This is a genomic window from Paenirhizobium daejeonense (assembly GCF_014280875.1).
In the GTDB taxonomy this organism is placed as follows: Bacteria; Pseudomonadota; Alphaproteobacteria; order Rhizobiales; family Rhizobiaceae; genus Allorhizobium; species Allorhizobium daejeonense.
This window is the reverse complement of record NZ_JACLAL010000015.1, coordinates 18,972-34,677: the sequence shown is the minus strand read 5'-3', so window position 1 is coordinate 34,677 and position 15,706 is coordinate 18,972. Positions and strand designations below refer to the sequence as shown.

Sequence of the window (15,706 nt, the reverse complement as noted above, 5' to 3'; positions counted from 1 at the left end):
CAAGGAATCCCCTGCCATGTCATCCAGTACGACATCGACCATCTCATCCGGACCGTCATCCGGTGCCGGTCCCGCAATCGCGCCGTCGCGTGCCCGCGTCATCGCCATTCTGGGACGGATCGCGCCGCTCATCTTCCTGTTTGGGCTGGTCTTGCTCTTTTCCGTGCTGCAGCCGCGCTTCCTGATGCCGCTCAACCTGTTCAACATCCTGCGGCAGGTGTCGATCTACGGCATCATCGCCGTCGGCATGACCTTCGTCATTCTGGCGCGCGGCATCGATCTGTCGGTGGGCTCGCTGGTCGCGATGACGGGTCTTGTGGCCGCCGTGGTCGCCAAGGGCGGCATCGAGGGGCGCTTCGCACTGTCTCCCGATGGCACCGGCTATGGCTGGCCGCTCGCCGCTATCGCCGCCATCATCGCCGGAACCATAGCAGGCTATCTACAGGGCGTTGCGGTCTCCCGCCTCGCGGTTCCGGCCTTCGTCGTCACGCTCGGCGGCATGACGGTGTTTCGCGGGATTGCCCTGACCATCGGCAATGGTGGTCCGGTCTCGGGCTTCGACGAGGCTTTCGGCTGGTGGGGCCGTGGCATGATCGGCCCGGTGCCTGTTCCCGTCATCGTCTTTGCGGTAGTGGCGCTGATTGCCCATTTCATCCTCACCCAGACCCGCTTCGGCCGCTCCGTCTATGCGGTCGGCTCCAACCCGGATGCGGCCCGGCTTTCAGGCATCAACACGGCGCGGGTGACGACGCTGGTCTATGCCGTGATCGGCTTCTGCTCGGGTCTCGGCGGCTTCGTGCTGTCGGCCCGGCTGAACTCGGCCGAGGCGGTGGCCGGCACCGGATACGAACTGACCGCCATCGCGGCGGTGGTGATCGGCGGCACCAGCCTGCATGGCGGCACCGGCTCGATCATCGGCACGATCATCGGCGCCCTGCTGACCGGAGTGCTGCTGAACGGCCTCGTCATCCTCAACGTCTCCCCTTACGTGCAGCAGATCCTGGTGGGTCTCATCATCGTCGCCGCTGTTGCATTCGACAGCTTTGTGAAGAGGCAATCCCGATGAAGACTTCCGTCGCCCTGACCGGCACCGAAACCGGCGAAGCGAAGACGCGCGTCCTGAAGGCAGGCCTGCTGGAGGCCACTTTCGATGCAGGCGCCCTGCGCTGGATCCGCTGGGATGGCGTAGAGATCCTGCGCGCAATCATGTTTCTGGTGCGGACCCCCGGCTGGGGAACGCCGGCGCCTGTCATCGGCAAGCTTGTGGTGGAGGAGCAGGCTTCCAGCTTTGATATCCGTTACGACGCCTATTACGGCGAGACCAATGCCGGGGTTCTGGTGCGGATCCGCCTCAAGGGCCGCGCCGACGGTCATCTGAAGGCGACCGCCGAGATCCGCTCCGACGTGCCCTTCGACACCAACCGGACCGGCTTCGTCATCCTGCATCCGCTGGCCGGTTTCGCGGGTACGGAAGTCGAGGTCGAGCATGCCTCGGGTCCGTCGCGCAATCCGGTGATCCCGCTGGCGATCAGCCCGGGACAGCCGATGATGGACATTCGCGCCATCACCCACAGCCCGCGCGAGGGACTTCGTGTCTCCACCCGTCTCGATGGCGACGTGTTCGAGATGGAGGACCATCGCAACTGGTCGGACGCCTCGTTCAAGACCTATAGCCGGCCGATTGGCCTGCCCTATCCCTATGTGCTCCACCCGGCAGAGCCGGTCACCCAGTCGGTGACGGTGACGGTATCGGACAACGGCAACCGTGCGGCGGTCGCCGATCCCGTCACTGTTCCCCCGCTGGACAGGCAGGTGATCCCGGCTTACGCACTGCCGCTCGACCGGCCGGAGGATGTGGGCGAGGCCCTGCGTTTCGCATCCGCCCTTGCCGATATCAGGCCTGCCCGAATCCTTCTGCACTACGACCCCTCGCGCGGCGACACGACGGACGGTTTCGACAGGCTTGCCGAACTGCTGAAGCGGACCGGCGCTTCGCTTGAGGTACAGGCGCTACTTGCGGGAGACGATGCCGAGGTCGCCGATGCGGCGCTGGCCGAACTCTCCCAGGCATTGGCAAGGGCCGGTATCCGGATTTCGCACATCTCAGCCTTTGCCAAGATCGACGAGCAGTCGTTCCAGCCCGGGGAGGCGCGGCCACCGCATCTTTCCGAACAGCAGCTTGCGGCAGCACTTGCCCGCGCTTTCCCGGACAGCATACGCGGCGGCGGATCGCCGGCCTTCTTCACCGAGTTCAACCGCAAGCGCCCCGATCCGGCGCTTGCCGGCTTCCTCACCTTCGCGACGACGCCGGTGGTGCATGCCGCCGACGATGCGTCGGTTGCCGAAACGCTGCAGTCGCTTCCGCATATCCTGCATTCGGCGCAGGCGCTTTCCGGCGGCGTGCCGATCTCGATCGGACCCGTGGGCATCGGCGCGCGCCTCAACCCTTATGGCCCCGCGCCGAGCGACAACCGGCCGGAGGAGCGTGTCGGCATGGCGGCGCGCGATCCGCGCCAGCGCGGCCTTTTCGCCGCCGCCTGGCATGTCGGCTATCTCGCGCGCCTCGCGCCATGGGGCGTCGAACGCTTCGCCTTCGGTGCCGCGACCGGGCCGTTCGGCCTCGTTTCCTCGCGGCAGGCCTATGCCCGGACCAGCTGGGACGAATGGCCGGAAGGCGCGCTTTACCCTCTTTACCATGTGAGCAGGTGGATCTCGAACGCAGCCGGCGGCGGGCTCATCGCGGCATCGACGGACGGCAATATCGCCCGTGTCGAATGGGAGAAGGACGGAAAGCATGCCGCCCTCTTCGCCAATCTCGGCCCGGAGCCGGTGACGTTCGATCTCGAGGGCTATCCCGAGGCGAAAGGCCGGCTGCTCGACGAGGCAAATCTGGAGACGGCCGCTCTCAGGCCGGAAGCCTTTGCCGCCGTGCCTCTCGAAGGGCAGGTGCAGCTCGGCGCCTATGCGGTGCTCAATCTCGAATACGGAGTTTCCAAGTGACGAAGTCTGATGTGGCCCGCCCCCAGATCCGCCCTCTAAAGGGCCTTCTGGTCGGCTGCGGCTTCTTTGCCCGCAACCATCTGCATGCATGGTCTGAAACGAAGGGTGCGGAAATCGCCGCCGTCTGCGATCTCGATGTAGAGCGGGCCGGCCGCTATGCGGAGGAGTTTTCCATTCCGCAATGGCATGGCACGGCCGAGGTTCTGGCCTCGGGCGCCTTCGATTTCGTCGATATCTGCACCACCATGGAGACCCATGAGGCGCTGGTGGCGCTGGCGGTCAGGCATCGCGTGCCCGTCATCGTGCAGAAGCCCTTCGCCCCGGATATCGATACCTGCCGCCGCATCGTCGCTAATGCGAAGGCGGCCGGCGTGCCGGTAATGGTGCATGAAAACTTCCGCTTCCAGAAGATCTTCCGGCGCATCCGCGAGATCCTCGACAGCGGCGAGATCGGCGAACTCACCTTCGGTCGCCTCTCCTGGCGCAATGCGATCGACGTCTATTCCAACCAGCCCTACCTCCTGAAGACCGAACGCTTCATGATCATGGACGTGGGCATCCATATGCTCGATCTGGCGCGCTTCCTGTTCGGCGATGCCAATGCCGTCTCCTGCCTGCGCCAGTCAGTGAAGGAAGGCCTTGCCGGCGAAGATGCGGCGACGATCTTGCTGCGCCATGACAATGCCGCGACCTCCATCGTTGACGTGAGCTATGCGTCACATCGCTTCCCCAACCCGTTTCCCCAGACACTGGGGGAGATCGAGGGGCGGCTCGGCAGCATCCAGATCCTGGAAGGCGAGACGCTGCTGGTGCATTCCGAAGGCCGGCAGCGGCGCGAGACGATCGAAGCCGACGGGCGGAACTGGACCTCCGATCCGTGGACGCAGATCCAGGACAGCGTTCCCCGCACGCAACAGCATTTCATCGACACGCTTCTTTCAGGCGGAGCCTTCGAGACCTCCGCCGAAGACAGCCTCCAGACCTATGCGCTGGCGGAAGCGGCCTATCGCTCCGCCGAAAGCGGCCGCCTCGTCACAACGGCAGAACTCTAAGGAAAGACAATGGAACCGAACAGCACGAGACGCGTCGGCCGGACCGAACTCGAAATCCCCGTTCTCGGCCTCGGCACCTGCCCGCTCGGCGGGGTCTACGCCGCAATCGACGAGGCGACGGCGCGCGCCACTTTCGAGGCCGCGTGGAAGCTCGGCCTCCGACTTTACGACACGGCCCCGTGGTACGGCCTCGGACAGGCCGAACACCGCACCGGCCGGGCGCTTTATGAAGCAGATCGCGACGCCTATGTGCTGACCACCAAGGTGGGCCGCGTGCTGGGCGCGCCGAGGGACCGGGCGACTTTCCAGCCGCCGAACTGGGCGGGTGCGCTTCGTTTCGAGCATCATCATGTCTTCACCTATGACGCGATCATGCGGTCCTATGAGGACAGCCTGCAGCGCCTCGGCATCAATCGGGTCGATGCCCTTTATATCCACGATCTCGACACCGGCTATTTCCAGACGGAAGAGGAGCTGAATGCCCGTCTCGGCGAGCTGGAACAGGGCGGCTACCGCGCGCTGGAAGAGCTGAAGCGCAGCGGCGAGATCAAGGCCATCGGCGCCGGCGTCAACGAGCGCGGCATGATTGATCGCTTCCTCGACCGGTTCGATCTCGACGTGTTCCTCGTCGCCTCGCGCTACACGCTTCTGGAGCACGACATCTATTTCGACGAGATTGCCCGGGCGCGAGAGCGCGGTGCAAGCCTCGTGGTCGGCGGCGTGTTCAACTCCGGCATTCTCGCGACCGGCGCGGTCGATGGGGCGAAATACGAATATGGCGCGGCATCGAACGAGGTCGTGACACGGGTGCGCCGCCTCTCCGAAGTCGCGCGAGCCCACGGCGTTGCCCTGCCTGCGGCGGCGCTGCAATTCCCGCTCGCCGCCCGGGAAGTCTCCTCCATCGTTTTCGGTGCCGTGAAGCCCGCCGAGATCGAGGCGAATATCGGGCATTTCAAGGCGGCGATCCCCGCCGGCTTCTGGTCCGACCTGCGCGGCGAAGGGCTCGTCCATGCGGACGTGCCTCTGCCGTCCGCCGCGTGAGCCCGTTGACGGGCATCGGCGTGAGGACAATCGTCCACCGGGTCGCGGGGTTGGTCGTCATCCTCGCGGCCTGGGGCGTCGGTGATCACGCCGCGACAGCGCTGCACCTGCCGGTGCCGGGATCGATTGCCGGGCTGGCGGTGCTGTTTTTCGGCTTCGTCACCATTCCGCGCCTGCTGGCGGTGGTCACGCCCGCCGGCCAGACGCTGCTTCGTCATTTTCCGCTGTTCCTCTATCCGCTCGGCGCGGGCTTCCTGACGCTCAAAGGCCTCGGCCCGATGGTTCTTCTCAAGATGCTGGCCGCGATTGCGGTTTCGCTGGTTCTCTCACTGGTGCTCGGCGCTTATGTCTTCCGCTCTTTCAAGCGCGCTCGCGGCTGAACTTCCCGCCATCCTGTTGTGGCTCGCCGTCACGCTAGCGATCTGGCGGATCTGCCTGTGGCTGGCGCAACGGGTCCGGGTTTCCTCGCTGCGCAACCCGCTGGTATTCGGCATCATCATCCTTTGCGTGCTGTTGCCGTCAGCGGGTGTCCGGGCGGAGGACTATCTTCGGGCGGTCCGGCCCCTCACCTTCCCCGTGTCGCTGGCGACGGTGGCGCTTGCCCTGCCGCTGTGGCAGCAGAGGGCGCTGATCCGCGCCAATGCCGGGCCGATGCTCCTTTCCGCGCTTGCCTCGACGGTTGCGGGCATTGGGAGTGCGGTGGCGATCGGCTGGGCGCTGGGACTGGAACCGCCGCACCTTGCCAGCATGGCGCCCAGGATGACGACGCTCGCGGTGGCTCTGCCGCTTTCGGCCTCGACCGGCGGCTGGGCGAGCCTCACCATGCTCTGCGTCATGGCCAACGGCATCGGCGGGGCCTTCATTTCCAGTGCCGTGTGGAAATACCTTGCGCCGCAAAGCGGGCCGGAAGAGCGCGCCTTCGCGCTTGGCCTCACCTCCCACGCCATGGGGATCGCACGGACGCTGGCGCTTAACCCCGAATGCATCTCGCTGGCGAGCTGCGGCATGCTGCTCAGCGCGCTCGTCACCGTGGTTCTCTATGGGCTGGCGGATGTCGTTTTCGCGATGTTCTGAAGGCGATGCAATCTTGAGTCGCGTACTCCTGAAATTCCCACCTGTTCCCAATGTTTCGATGATCTGCGGTCCGGCGTAATAGAAAGTGGCTAGGACGCCCAACAGTCTTCTCCCGCACATAGAATACGCTAAATACGCCTGTGCACTCGACACTGGGCGGGGCCGGAGGGACGTTATGGCCAGCCATGCCGTGGATCGCGCCGGCCCGGATATCGAGATCGACGGCGTTCAGCGTCCGCGTTGGGCCATGGGATTTGGCGATAGAGCGTAGCTTCAAGGCTGGCGGAACTGCCGTCATGATCGGGGCACCCTTGCGGAAGGTGACGATGTTCAGAACCTAAGAAGCTTCCTTCATGACAATAGGAAGATATATTTTTATAGATTTTACTTGTTTTATTTGCTGTTTCTTGCCTGCCAGTCAGGGGAGAACGAAGGCATGTGATTTCTCGGCTGGCGGAATCCTCCAGAAGGCACGTGTATCTGGAGCACCTTCAACTGTGATCGCTTGCCCGCAGATAACGTTCCAGCCAAAGACTGTAACGCGAGGCGCTGTAGCTGATGGCGAAATAGATCGCGGCGGCGAGAATGTAGGCTTCCGTGTAGTATCCCAGCCATTGCGGATCGGTCGCGGATGCCTTGGCTGCATTCAGCAGGTCGTAAATGCCGATGACGGCCAGCAACGACGTGTTCAGCAGAATGCCGACCGAGAGATTGACGATGGCCGGGATGACGGCGCGCAAGGCCTGCGGGAGGATGACCAGTCGCGCGGTCTGCCAGTAGGTGAGGCCAAGCGCCAATGCCGCATCTGTCTGTCCGGCCGGCAGCGCCTGCAGCCCGGCGCGGATGATTTCGGCAAGGTAGGCGGAGGTGAAGAGCGTGATGCCGATCTGGGCGCGAAGCAGCTTGTCGACCAGCGCGCCGGCCGGCAGCGCCATGGGCACGATCAGCATGGCGACATAAAGCACAACGATCATCGGCACACCGCGCAGGATCTCGATATATCCGACTGCGAGACTACGGACGATGCGCATGCGAGACTGTCTCGCAAGGGCCATGGCGACTGCGATGGGGAAGGCAAAGCCGAGGCCTGCGATGGATACGAAAAGCGTGATCGGCAGGCCACCCCACTGGTTTGTGGAGATCGGCGGCCCAATGACGGTGCCGGAGATGAGCAGCCCGGCCGCAGCCAGTGTGGCGAGCCAAACGGCAACGAGATTCCGGCCCCAGAAGCGGGGCTGCGCAGTGACAATCAGCAGGATCAGCGTAGTGGCGACGGCGAGTGCCGGCCGCCATTGCAGGTCGGGTGGATAAAAGGCGAAGAGGATGAAGCGTAGCTTTACCGCTAAGAAGGCCCAGCAGGCCCCGGCGGTTTCCGCCGCGCAGTCATCCGCCGTTCCCCACCAGACGGCGTCGAGAAGCGCCCAGCGTAGGATGGGCAGGCCGAACCAGACAAGTAGCGCGACCAGCAGGAGAGTGATTGCCGTGTTTGCGGGATGCGCGGAGAGCAGTTTCCATCTCTTCGCCAGCATGGCGTTGGGCGGAGCCTGAAAGGAGAGCATCGTCATCGGGAAAGGGCTCCCTTGAGTGCGATCTTGCGGTTGTAGACGTTCATCAGCGCGGAGACCGCGAGATTGATCGAGAGATAGAGCAGCATGATCAACGTGATCGACTCGATCACCTGTCCGGTCGTGTTGGCGGTGGTGTTGGCGACGCTTACGATATCCGGGAAGCCGATCGCAACCGCGAGGCTCGAATTCTTCGTCAGGTCGAGATAGTTCGAGGTCATCAGCGGCGTGATCACGCGAAGGGCCTGGGGCAGTACGACGAGGCGCATGATCTGGCCGGGCTTCAGGCCGAGTGCGCGGGCCGCTTCCCATTGACCGCTTCGAACCGACTGGATGCCGCTGCGCACGATCTCCGAAATGATCGCGGAGGCGTTGATGGTCAGTCCAGTCAGGAGAGCTGCGAACTCAGGTGTTAGCGACCAGCCGCCACGGATGTTGAAACCGCCGCGCACCGGCGCTTCCACGACCGGTGGGTGACCGAACAGGGAGAGAATGGCAAGCGTCACTCCGACGGTCAGGACGACGAGTGCGGCGCTCTTGGTGACGTAGAAGCTTTTGTCCTTGAATGGCCTTCGTGCCGCAAAAATGGTTCCTGCAACGACCACGATCAGCAGCGGAAGCCAGATGGTGGAGGAAAAACCGCCAATGGTAAGCGACGGGACGAAGACCCCACGATTGCTGAGGAAGGCGAGGTCGAGAACCGTTATGGCGTTGCGGGGCGCGGGCAGGCTCTGGAAGACGCCTGTCCAGAGAAAGAGCTGCAAGAGCAGCGGCGTGCCGCGCAGGATTTCGACATAGCCGCGGATCAGCGCTGCCAGCAGCGGATTGCCTGCCAGCCGGGCGATGCCGAGGAAGACACCGAGAACGGTTGCCAGGATGCAGCCGAGAAGGGCGGCCCGGCCGGTATTGGCAAGTCCCGCCAGAAGGGCGCGGCCATAGCTGTCTCCGGCCTGATAGGCGACCACGCTCTCGCCGATCTCGAAATTGGCCTGCTGGAAGAGGAAGCCGAAGCCGGGCGCGAGGTTCACCCTTTGCATGTTCTGGAGCGTATTGGCGCTGAAGAACCAGAAGGCGAGCAGAACGCCGAGAAGGAGCGCCACCTGCCTGAAGGGCAGGGGTCCGATCCATGTCGAGAACTTGACGAGCAAACCGGGCCCTTTCGGACCCGGCAGTGTTTTCGTCGTCATGGGTGTCCCCGTTTCGATCAACGGAAGGGCGGAGAATAGAGGAGGCCGCCATTCGTCCAGAGGTTGTTGTAGCCGCGCTCGAGATTGAGCGTGGTGCCCTTGCCGATGTTGCGGTCGAAGATTTCGCCGTAATTGCCCAGCGTCTTGATGATGTTGTAGGCGAACTTCGGATCGAGGCCGATCGCCTCGCCGAGAGAGGGATCGACGCCGAGGAAGCGCTTGATCGCCGGGTCTTCGCTCTTCAGGAAGTCGTCGACATTGGCCTTGGTGATGCCGTACTCCTCGGCCTGGATCGTTGCATAGACGGTCCAGTTGACGATTTCGAGCCACTGGTCGTCACCGCCGCGGATGGCCGGAGCCAGCGGTTCCTTGGAGAGACGCTCGGGAAGCAGGACGTAGTCGTCGGGGTTCTTCAGCTGGGTGCGCTTGCCGGCAAGGTCGGTGGCATCCTGCGTGAGGGCGTCGACGCGGCCGGATTCCAGCGCCTTCACGAATTCGCCGGTTTCCTCGATCGTCACGGGAGTGAACTTCTTGCCGGTCTTGCGGAAGAAGTCGGCGATGTTGAGTTCGCCCGTCGTGCCGCTCTGTACGCCGATGGTGGCGCCATCGAGTTCCGTGCCCTTGGTTACGCCGAGATCCTTGCGAACCAGCAGGCCCTGGCCGTCATAGAAGATCACCGGGCCGAAGTGGAAACCGAGCTTGAAGGCGCGGGTGATGGTCTGGGTGACGCCCGAGAGCAGGACGTCGTATTCGCCCGACTGCAGGGCCGGCAGACGCTGCTGCGGCGAGGAGTTGGTGAATTCAACTTTTTCCGGATCGTTGAAAACGGTGATCGCGAGTGCGCGGCCGTAATCGATGAAGAAGCCGTTCCAGCGGCCGTTGCTGTCCGGGGAGAAGAAGCCCGGCGTGGTGCCGACGCCGACCTTGATGAGGCCGCGCTGCTTGATCTTGTCTAGGGTTTCACCGGCGTTGGCGAGGCCTGCGGAAAGTGATGTGGCTGCCATTAAGGCGATGGCGGCGATGCGGCCGGCGCGGCGATTGATTTTCGAAAAGTCCAGCATGAAATCTCCTGCTCGTTTATGAAATTCCCATCGCTTAATGCCGATGCGGAACTGTTTCGATCATAAATCTAGTAATTTTATGGAATAGATATTTTATTTTGCATTGCGCACAAAATTTGGACATATCGCACTAATTTTGGAGCTTTTCAGGGTTGGATTGTGTGTCGCCGAAAAGGCCGCCAATGCTTTCGGAAGCCCACGTCCCGTTCACGTTGAAGCCGTCAATCTCGCCGTTCTCAATCCATGCCTTGAGTTGATCGGCAATCGTCTCGCCGTTGCCGACAACGGCTGGGTAACTGCCATTATCGGCGGCTGCCGGGCCAATGTCCGGCAAGCCTTCACATGCTGGCACTCGTCGTCATGTGCTTCAATCCCGATCTCAAGGTAAAATACGATTAGCTGAAAACCGGCGGCAAAGCCCCAAAGCTTGCCACCACGGCAATCATGCGAAAACTCATCGTCCTCGCAAACGCGCTCTTCAGAAACGGCGGAAAATGTGTGCCAACCCCCACTTGACCAACACGGATACTCTAGCAAATCGAGTTGCCACGTCCGTACATTTGGCGCCCGATGAATTTTCCACGCGCTTGTGCAGGCCTTTGTGCGATGATTGTCGTGTGAATTACACGCTCGGAGCGCCAAGCTTAAGAAGCCGCCATTCTTCATGGGACCCGACCGCACCGGTTGCGCACGATGACACAAAAACCGGTGACGGCGTTGCCGTTACTCACTCCGGCTGTTTGTGGATCGGATCGACCCAGTAGACCGCCTCCGGAGTTTCGACCGGATCGATGTTGGTGATGTTGACTACCACCGCCTCGTTGTCGGAGCGAACCAGCACGCATTCCAGCACGTTTTCCGGATCGGCATTGATTTCCTGATGCGGCACATAGGGCGGGACGAAGATGAAATCGCCCGGGCCTGCTTCCGCCACATATTCCAGCCGGTCGCCCCAGCGCATGCGCGCCTTGCCGCGAATGACGTAGATCACGCTTTCCAGCGCGCCGTGGTGGTGGACGCCCGTCTTGGCATTGGGCTCGATCGCGACCGTGCCGGCCCAGATCTTCTGCGCGCCGACGCGGGCGTGGTTGATCGCGGCCTGACGGAACATGCCCGGTGTCTGGGCGGTGTTGGCATCCAGCTGGTCGCCCTTGATGACGCGGATGCCGTCATGTTTCCAGCGGTCGGTATGGTGATCATGATCATGCGGATGGTCATGATCGTGGTGGTGATGGCTATGATCGTGTTCGCTCAAGGGTTTGTTCCAGTCTGCTTTAACGAAAATCTCAGGCGGCTGCGTTCAGGTATATGTTGCGCACGGCGTCGACGATGACGTCCGGTTCCGTGCGGACAAGCCAGTCGGGGCTGACATCGGCGAAGCGCACGATGCCCTCGCGGTCGATGACCACAGCGGTTGGCATCGGAAGTTCCCAGGTACCGGTGCCCGTCACCTCGCCGATCGGGCTGCCACTTTTCAGCGATGAGCGACGGGATGCCTCATCGAAAGTATAGAGTATGCCGAAGCGCCGCGCGAGCGCGTTGCCTTCGTCCGTGGCGATGCTGAAACCGAGGGCGTGGCGCTCCTTGATGTCGCGCAGCTTTTCCGGAACCTGCGGGCTGACGCCAACGAGTGTTGCCCCCAGTGCCGCCAGCCTGTCCGCCAGATGGTCGCGATAATAGGGAAGTGCCACGTTGCAGGCCGGGCAACCGGCAAAACGGAAGAAGATCAGCACCACAGGGCCGTTTTCGAGGAGGGCAGGGAGCGTCAGTTTTCCCTCGTCGACTTCCGTCAGTTCAAAGGGCGGAACGACATCGCCGGGCTTCACGAAGCCGGCGCGATCGGCCGTCTCCACCAGAAGGCGACGCTGGTCGACATTGATCTTGAGTTTGTCGGCCGGCATCGTCAGTGCGCGCTTTGCCTGAAACTCTGCAAGCGTCTCGACGAGTGATTGGGTCATTCTGTCTCTCCTTGGCTTGACGGCCTTTCCGAACCGTCGGTGCCCTCACTCTAGGCGTCCTGGCCTCTCTGCCACGAGAGACAGCTTTCTTTATGCTGTTTGACAAAAGGCAATAATTTCCAGCCAGGCGGCAAAGAAGGCACAACCGTTTCTATAGTACACAAATTTTATGGATAATATCTTTAATTGCAGGGCGGTGCTGGAGAGCCATTCATCGCTTGTCAGATTTGCCGGCCGTCTCAAGCGGTGCTGGTGGGTCTGCATGCGCCTGAATGAGGTCCGGAACGGTGGCCTGAATGAGGGAAGCGCGCATTGCGCAGCCGCAGAATGACGCTTGCGAATACCCAGGAGGTTCAGCGTGACGACAGTAACCCAGCTCCGCAATCCGGCTTCGCGACCAGCGACCGAGGTCGCCCTCGATCTATCCAAGGCTTTCGCCAAGAAGGCCCATGAAGTCGATATCGGGGCGGGGTTTCCGCACGAGAACATCCGTCTGGTGCATGAGGCGGGGCTTTCGGCTCTCACGGCGCCGGTAGAGCTCAGTGGTCGGGGTGCGAAGCTCGCGGAGGCTGCGGATGTCATCCGCATCATCGCGCAGGGTGAGCCATCGACGGCGCTGATCCTCATCATGCAATACATCAATCTTGCGACGCTGCCGGCAAGCCGCTGGCCGACGCATCTGGTCAGCAAGGTCATCAGGGACGCCGTCGATAACGGCGCTTTGATTAATGCGCTTAGGGTCGAGCCGGAGCTGGGCACTCCGATACGGGGTGGCCTGCCTGCAGCCACCGCGCGACGCGTGGCAAACGGCTGGTCGATCTCTGGCCGCAAGATCTATTCCACCGGTGTTGAGGGCCTGACATGGGCGATTGTCTGGGCACGCACGGACGAGGAAGACGTGCGGTTTGGCGGTTTTCTGGTGCCGGTGAATGCCGAGGGCTTCACCATTGAGAAGACCTGGAACCCGCTCGGCATGCGCGCCACCGGCAGTCACGATGCGGTTCTTCAGGATGTCTTCGTGCCGCTGGATCATGCCGTCGATATCCGTCGTCCCTCGGAATGGGATGCGCGAGGCGAGGGACAGGCCGCCTGGTTCGGTATCCTGCCCGGCGCGCTTTACACCGGCGTGGCCGAGGCCGCGCGTGACTGGCTCGTTCGCTTCCTCAAGGAGCGCGTGCCGAGCAATCTCGGCCAGCCGCTCGCCACCGTGCCGCGCATTCAGCAGGCGCTTGGGGAGATCGAGGAGCTGTTGGCGGTCAATCGCCGCCTGATTGGCTCGGCGGCGCGTGACATCGACGAGGGCCGCAGCGTCAGCCAGTCGGAAGCCGGGCTGATCAAGGTCGTTACCACCGAAAACGCCATCCTTGCCGTCGAGAAGGCCCTCAAGCTTTCCGGCAATCACGGCATTTCCCGCAACAACCCGCTCGAGCGTCATCACCGTGATGTGTTGTGCGGCCGTATCCACAGCCCGCAGGAAGACACCGTGCGCATCGGCGCCGGTAAGCTTGCGCTTGGTATCTGATCATCGAAATCGAGGAGTGTTCCATGCCAGTCGAAATCATCGGTTACATCGGCAATCACAATGCCTCTGAAACGGTTCCCGCTTCGGGTCCGGTCATCAATCCCGAACACATCGCGGCGGCCGCTGCGATCCATGAGAATGGCGGTTTCGACCGGGTGCTGTTCGCGTTTCACTCGACGTCGCCGGAAAGCATCCTGATCGCCCAGCATGTGGCGGCGCGCACGACGAAGCTGAAGCTGATGATCGCGCATCGGCCGGGCTTCACCGCCCCGACGCTTGCGGCTCGCCAGCTTGCCACGCTCGACCAGCTCAGCAATGGCCGGGTGGCGGTCCATATCATCACCGGCGGCAATGATCAGGAGCTGGCGCAGGACGGTGATCACCTGACCAAGGACGAGCGCTACGCCCGCACCACCGAATACCTGGATGTCGTCAGGCAGGAATGGACGAGCGAAAAGCCGTTCGACTACGAGGGTAGCTACTACCGGGTGAAGTCTGGCTTCTCCCATGTGAAGCCGGCCAATCCGGCAGGCATTCCGGTCTATTTCGGTGGCTCGTCGGAAGCGGCGATCGATGTCGCCGGGCGTCATGCCGATATCTACGCGCTGTGGGGCGAAACGCTGGCGCAGGTTTCCGAAACCATTCATCGCGTCCGACAGGCCGCGGCTCCGCATGGCCGCAATCCGCGTTTCAGCCTGTCGCTGCGTCCCATCCTCGCAGATACGGAAGAGGCCGCCTGGGCCAAGGCGAACCGGCTTCTGGAGCAGGCAAGGGCATTGCGGGCGACGGCTTCCGGTGAGCGCCTGATCAATGTCGGCGGCACCGGCGGACAACAGCCGCCGAATGAAGGTTCCCGACGTCTGCTGGCAGCTGCCGCTCAGGGCGCGCGCGTCGACAAGCGGCTGTGGACCGAAATGGCCGCGCTGACGGGCGCCAGCGGCAATTCCACTTCGCTGGTCGGTACGCCGGATCAGGTGGCGGAAGCGCTGCTCGACTACTACGACCTCGGCGTCACGACCTTCCTCATTCGCGGTTTCGACCCGCTGGAGGACGCATTCCAGTACGGACGCGATCTCCTGCCGCGGTTCAGAGCCCTCGTCGCCAAGCGCGATAGCGAGGCCACGCGCGCAGCCGCTGCAGAATAACGATCCTCCCTCCAACCACGCCCGAGACGGCAGGAGACTTCCGATGAATGAACGTGTGAAAGACCTTGTTTCCGCAGGTGGTTTCGATCGCCGCACCTTCCTGAGGACGGCCGGTGCTCTGAGCCTTGCGGCTCCGCTAGGCGCCTTTTCGGCGAGCAATCTTTTCGCTCAGTCTGCGGCTCCTGCCGGTGAACTGAAGAAGATCAAGTTTGCCACGAATGCCTCGGCGATCTGCCTTGCGCCGGTTTTCGTTGCGCAGGAACACGGCATCTTCAAGAAATACGGCCTCGACGTCGAGCTGGTGAATTTCGGCGCATCGACCGAGACTCTGCTGGAAGCGATTGCGACCGGCAAGGCCGACGGCGGTGTCGGCATGGCGCTGCGCTGGCTGAAGGCACTCGAACAGGGCTTCGACGTGAAGATCACCGCCGGCACCCATGGCGGTTGCTCGCGCCTCGTCGCACTGAAGGATAGCGGCATCACCACACTGTCGCAGCTCAAGGGCAAGGTGATCGGCATCTCCGACCTCGCCAGCCCGGGCAAGAACTTCTTCTCCATCCTTCTGCACAAGGAAGGCATAGATCCGGTCGCGGATGTGGAATGGCGCCAGTATCCGGGCGAACTCCTGCAGCTTGCGGCCGACAAGGGTGAAGTCCACGCGATTGCCGATGGCGATCCCAAGGCCTATTTCTGGCTGCAGGATCCGAAATACGTGCAGATCGCTTCCAATCTGGACCATGGTTTCGAGAATCGCGTGTGCTGCATCGTCGGCCTGCGCGGCAGCCTTATCCGAGACGACCAGCCGACTGCCGCCGCTCTCACGCGCGCTCTGCTGGAAGCCCAGGACTGGACCGTGGCCAAGCCCGAGGATGCCGCTCGCGCCTTCCTGCCCAATGCGCCGAAGGGCAAGTCGGTCGAGGATCTTGTCGGCGTGCTGCAGGCGCAGACCCATAATCACAATCCGACCGGGGCCGATCTGCGTCAGGAAATCGCGCTCTATGCGCAGGAATTGCGCGACGTGCAGGTGTTCAAGAACTCCACCGATCCGGGCGCCTTCGCCGACAAGGTCTATGCCGACGTCCTCTCGGCCTGAGGAGTGCA

Annotated in this window: 15 protein-coding genes; 9 read left to right on the top strand and 6 right to left on the bottom strand. The window is 62.7% G+C overall.

What is annotated here, in order from left to right; genetic code table 11:
- Window positions 1–16 precede the first annotated feature (16 nt).
- The 6 genes from H4I99_RS23665 to H4I99_RS23645 are packed head-to-tail and all read left to right on the top strand — an operon-like array spanning window position 17 to window position 6,167.
- The gene (locus H4I99_RS23665; RefSeq protein ID WP_163897350.1) at window positions 17–1,066 is read left to right on the top strand and encodes an ABC transporter permease; all 1,050 of its coding nucleotides are present in this window, start codon (window positions 17–19) and stop codon (window positions 1,064–1,066) included.
- A complete protein-coding gene (locus tag H4I99_RS24385; protein WP_206110920.1) occupies window positions 1,063–3,000 on the top strand; it encodes a D-apionate lactonase family protein in 1,938 nt (645 codons plus the stop codon). Before H4I99_RS23665 ends, H4I99_RS24385 begins: the two co-directional genes overlap by 4 nt.
- Entirely contained in the window at window positions 2,997–4,052 is a 1,056-nt protein-coding gene (locus H4I99_RS23660) for a Gfo/Idh/MocA family protein (protein ID WP_206110919.1), read from the top strand. Before H4I99_RS24385 ends, H4I99_RS23660 begins: the two co-directional genes overlap by 4 nt.
- Before the next feature lie 9 nt (window positions 4,053–4,061).
- The gene (locus tag H4I99_RS23655; RefSeq protein ID WP_163897354.1) at window positions 4,062–5,093 is read left to right on the top strand and encodes an aldo/keto reductase; all 1,032 of its coding nucleotides are present in this window, start codon (window positions 4,062–4,064) and stop codon (window positions 5,091–5,093) included.
- A gap of 20 nt (window positions 5,094–5,113) precedes the next feature.
- Complete coding sequence (locus tag H4I99_RS23650; protein ID WP_163897356.1) at window positions 5,114–5,473, top strand: CidA/LrgA family protein; 360 nt, start codon at window positions 5,114–5,116, stop codon at window positions 5,471–5,473.
- The gene (locus H4I99_RS23645) at window positions 5,439–6,167 is read left to right on the top strand and encodes an LrgB family protein (RefSeq protein WP_163897358.1); all 729 of its coding nucleotides are present in this window, start codon (window positions 5,439–5,441) and stop codon (window positions 6,165–6,167) included. Before H4I99_RS23650 ends, H4I99_RS23645 begins: the two co-directional genes overlap by 35 nt.
- Window positions 6,168–6,658: 491 nt before the next feature.
- On the opposite strand, the gene H4I99_RS23640 is transcribed toward H4I99_RS23645, so the two are convergent.
- The 6 genes from H4I99_RS23640 to H4I99_RS23615 all read right to left on the bottom strand — a co-directional run bounded on the left by H4I99_RS23640 (window position 6,659) and on the right by H4I99_RS23615 (window position 11,938).
- Window positions 6,659–7,732 (bottom strand): amino acid ABC transporter permease, encoded by a 1,074-nt coding sequence (locus H4I99_RS23640; RefSeq protein WP_163897359.1) that lies wholly within the window; start codon window positions 7,730–7,732, stop codon window positions 6,659–6,661.
- The gene (locus H4I99_RS23635) at window positions 7,729–8,919 is read right to left on the bottom strand and encodes an amino acid ABC transporter permease (protein WP_163897361.1); all 1,191 of its coding nucleotides are present in this window, start codon (window positions 8,917–8,919) and stop codon (window positions 7,729–7,731) included. The genes H4I99_RS23640 and H4I99_RS23635 overlap by 4 nt, the downstream gene beginning before the upstream one ends.
- Before the next feature lie 17 nt (window positions 8,920–8,936).
- The gene (locus H4I99_RS23630) at window positions 8,937–9,980 is read right to left on the bottom strand and encodes an amino acid ABC transporter substrate-binding protein (RefSeq protein ID WP_163897363.1); all 1,044 of its coding nucleotides are present in this window, start codon (window positions 9,978–9,980) and stop codon (window positions 8,937–8,939) included.
- 130 nt (window positions 9,981–10,110) lie between these two features.
- Window positions 10,111–10,314: a hypothetical protein gene (locus tag H4I99_RS23625; RefSeq protein ID WP_163897365.1), complete on the bottom strand. Its 204-nt coding sequence runs from the start codon at window positions 10,312–10,314 to the stop codon at window positions 10,111–10,113.
- Window positions 10,315–10,707: 393 nt separating this feature from the next.
- Complete coding sequence (locus tag H4I99_RS23620) at window positions 10,708–11,235, bottom strand: cupin domain-containing protein (RefSeq protein ID WP_163897367.1); 528 nt, start codon at window positions 11,233–11,235, stop codon at window positions 10,708–10,710.
- 31 nt (window positions 11,236–11,266) lie between these two features.
- Window positions 11,267–11,938, bottom strand: a complete 672-nt coding sequence (locus H4I99_RS23615; protein WP_163897369.1) for a peroxiredoxin-like family protein — start codon at window positions 11,936–11,938, stop codon at window positions 11,267–11,269.
- A gap of 358 nt (window positions 11,939–12,296) precedes the next feature.
- Between H4I99_RS23615 and H4I99_RS23610 the strand changes: the two genes are divergently transcribed.
- From H4I99_RS23610 to H4I99_RS23600, 3 genes are read left to right on the top strand one after another with little or no spacing between them, the layout of a single operon-like run.
- Window positions 12,297–13,460, top strand: a complete 1,164-nt coding sequence (locus tag H4I99_RS23610; RefSeq protein WP_163897371.1) for an acyl-CoA dehydrogenase family protein — start codon at window positions 12,297–12,299, stop codon at window positions 13,458–13,460.
- Window positions 13,461–13,483: 23 nt separating this feature from the next.
- On the top strand, window positions 13,484–14,605 hold the full coding sequence (locus H4I99_RS23605; protein ID WP_163897373.1) for an LLM class flavin-dependent oxidoreductase: 1,122 nt from the start codon (window positions 13,484–13,486) through the stop codon (window positions 14,603–14,605).
- Window positions 14,606–14,648: 43 nt separating this feature from the next.
- Window positions 14,649–15,698, top strand: coding sequence for an ABC transporter substrate-binding protein (locus H4I99_RS23600; protein WP_163897375.1), 1,050 nt, complete (start codon window positions 14,649–14,651; stop codon window positions 15,696–15,698).
- Window positions 15,699–15,706: the final 8 nt, after the last annotated feature.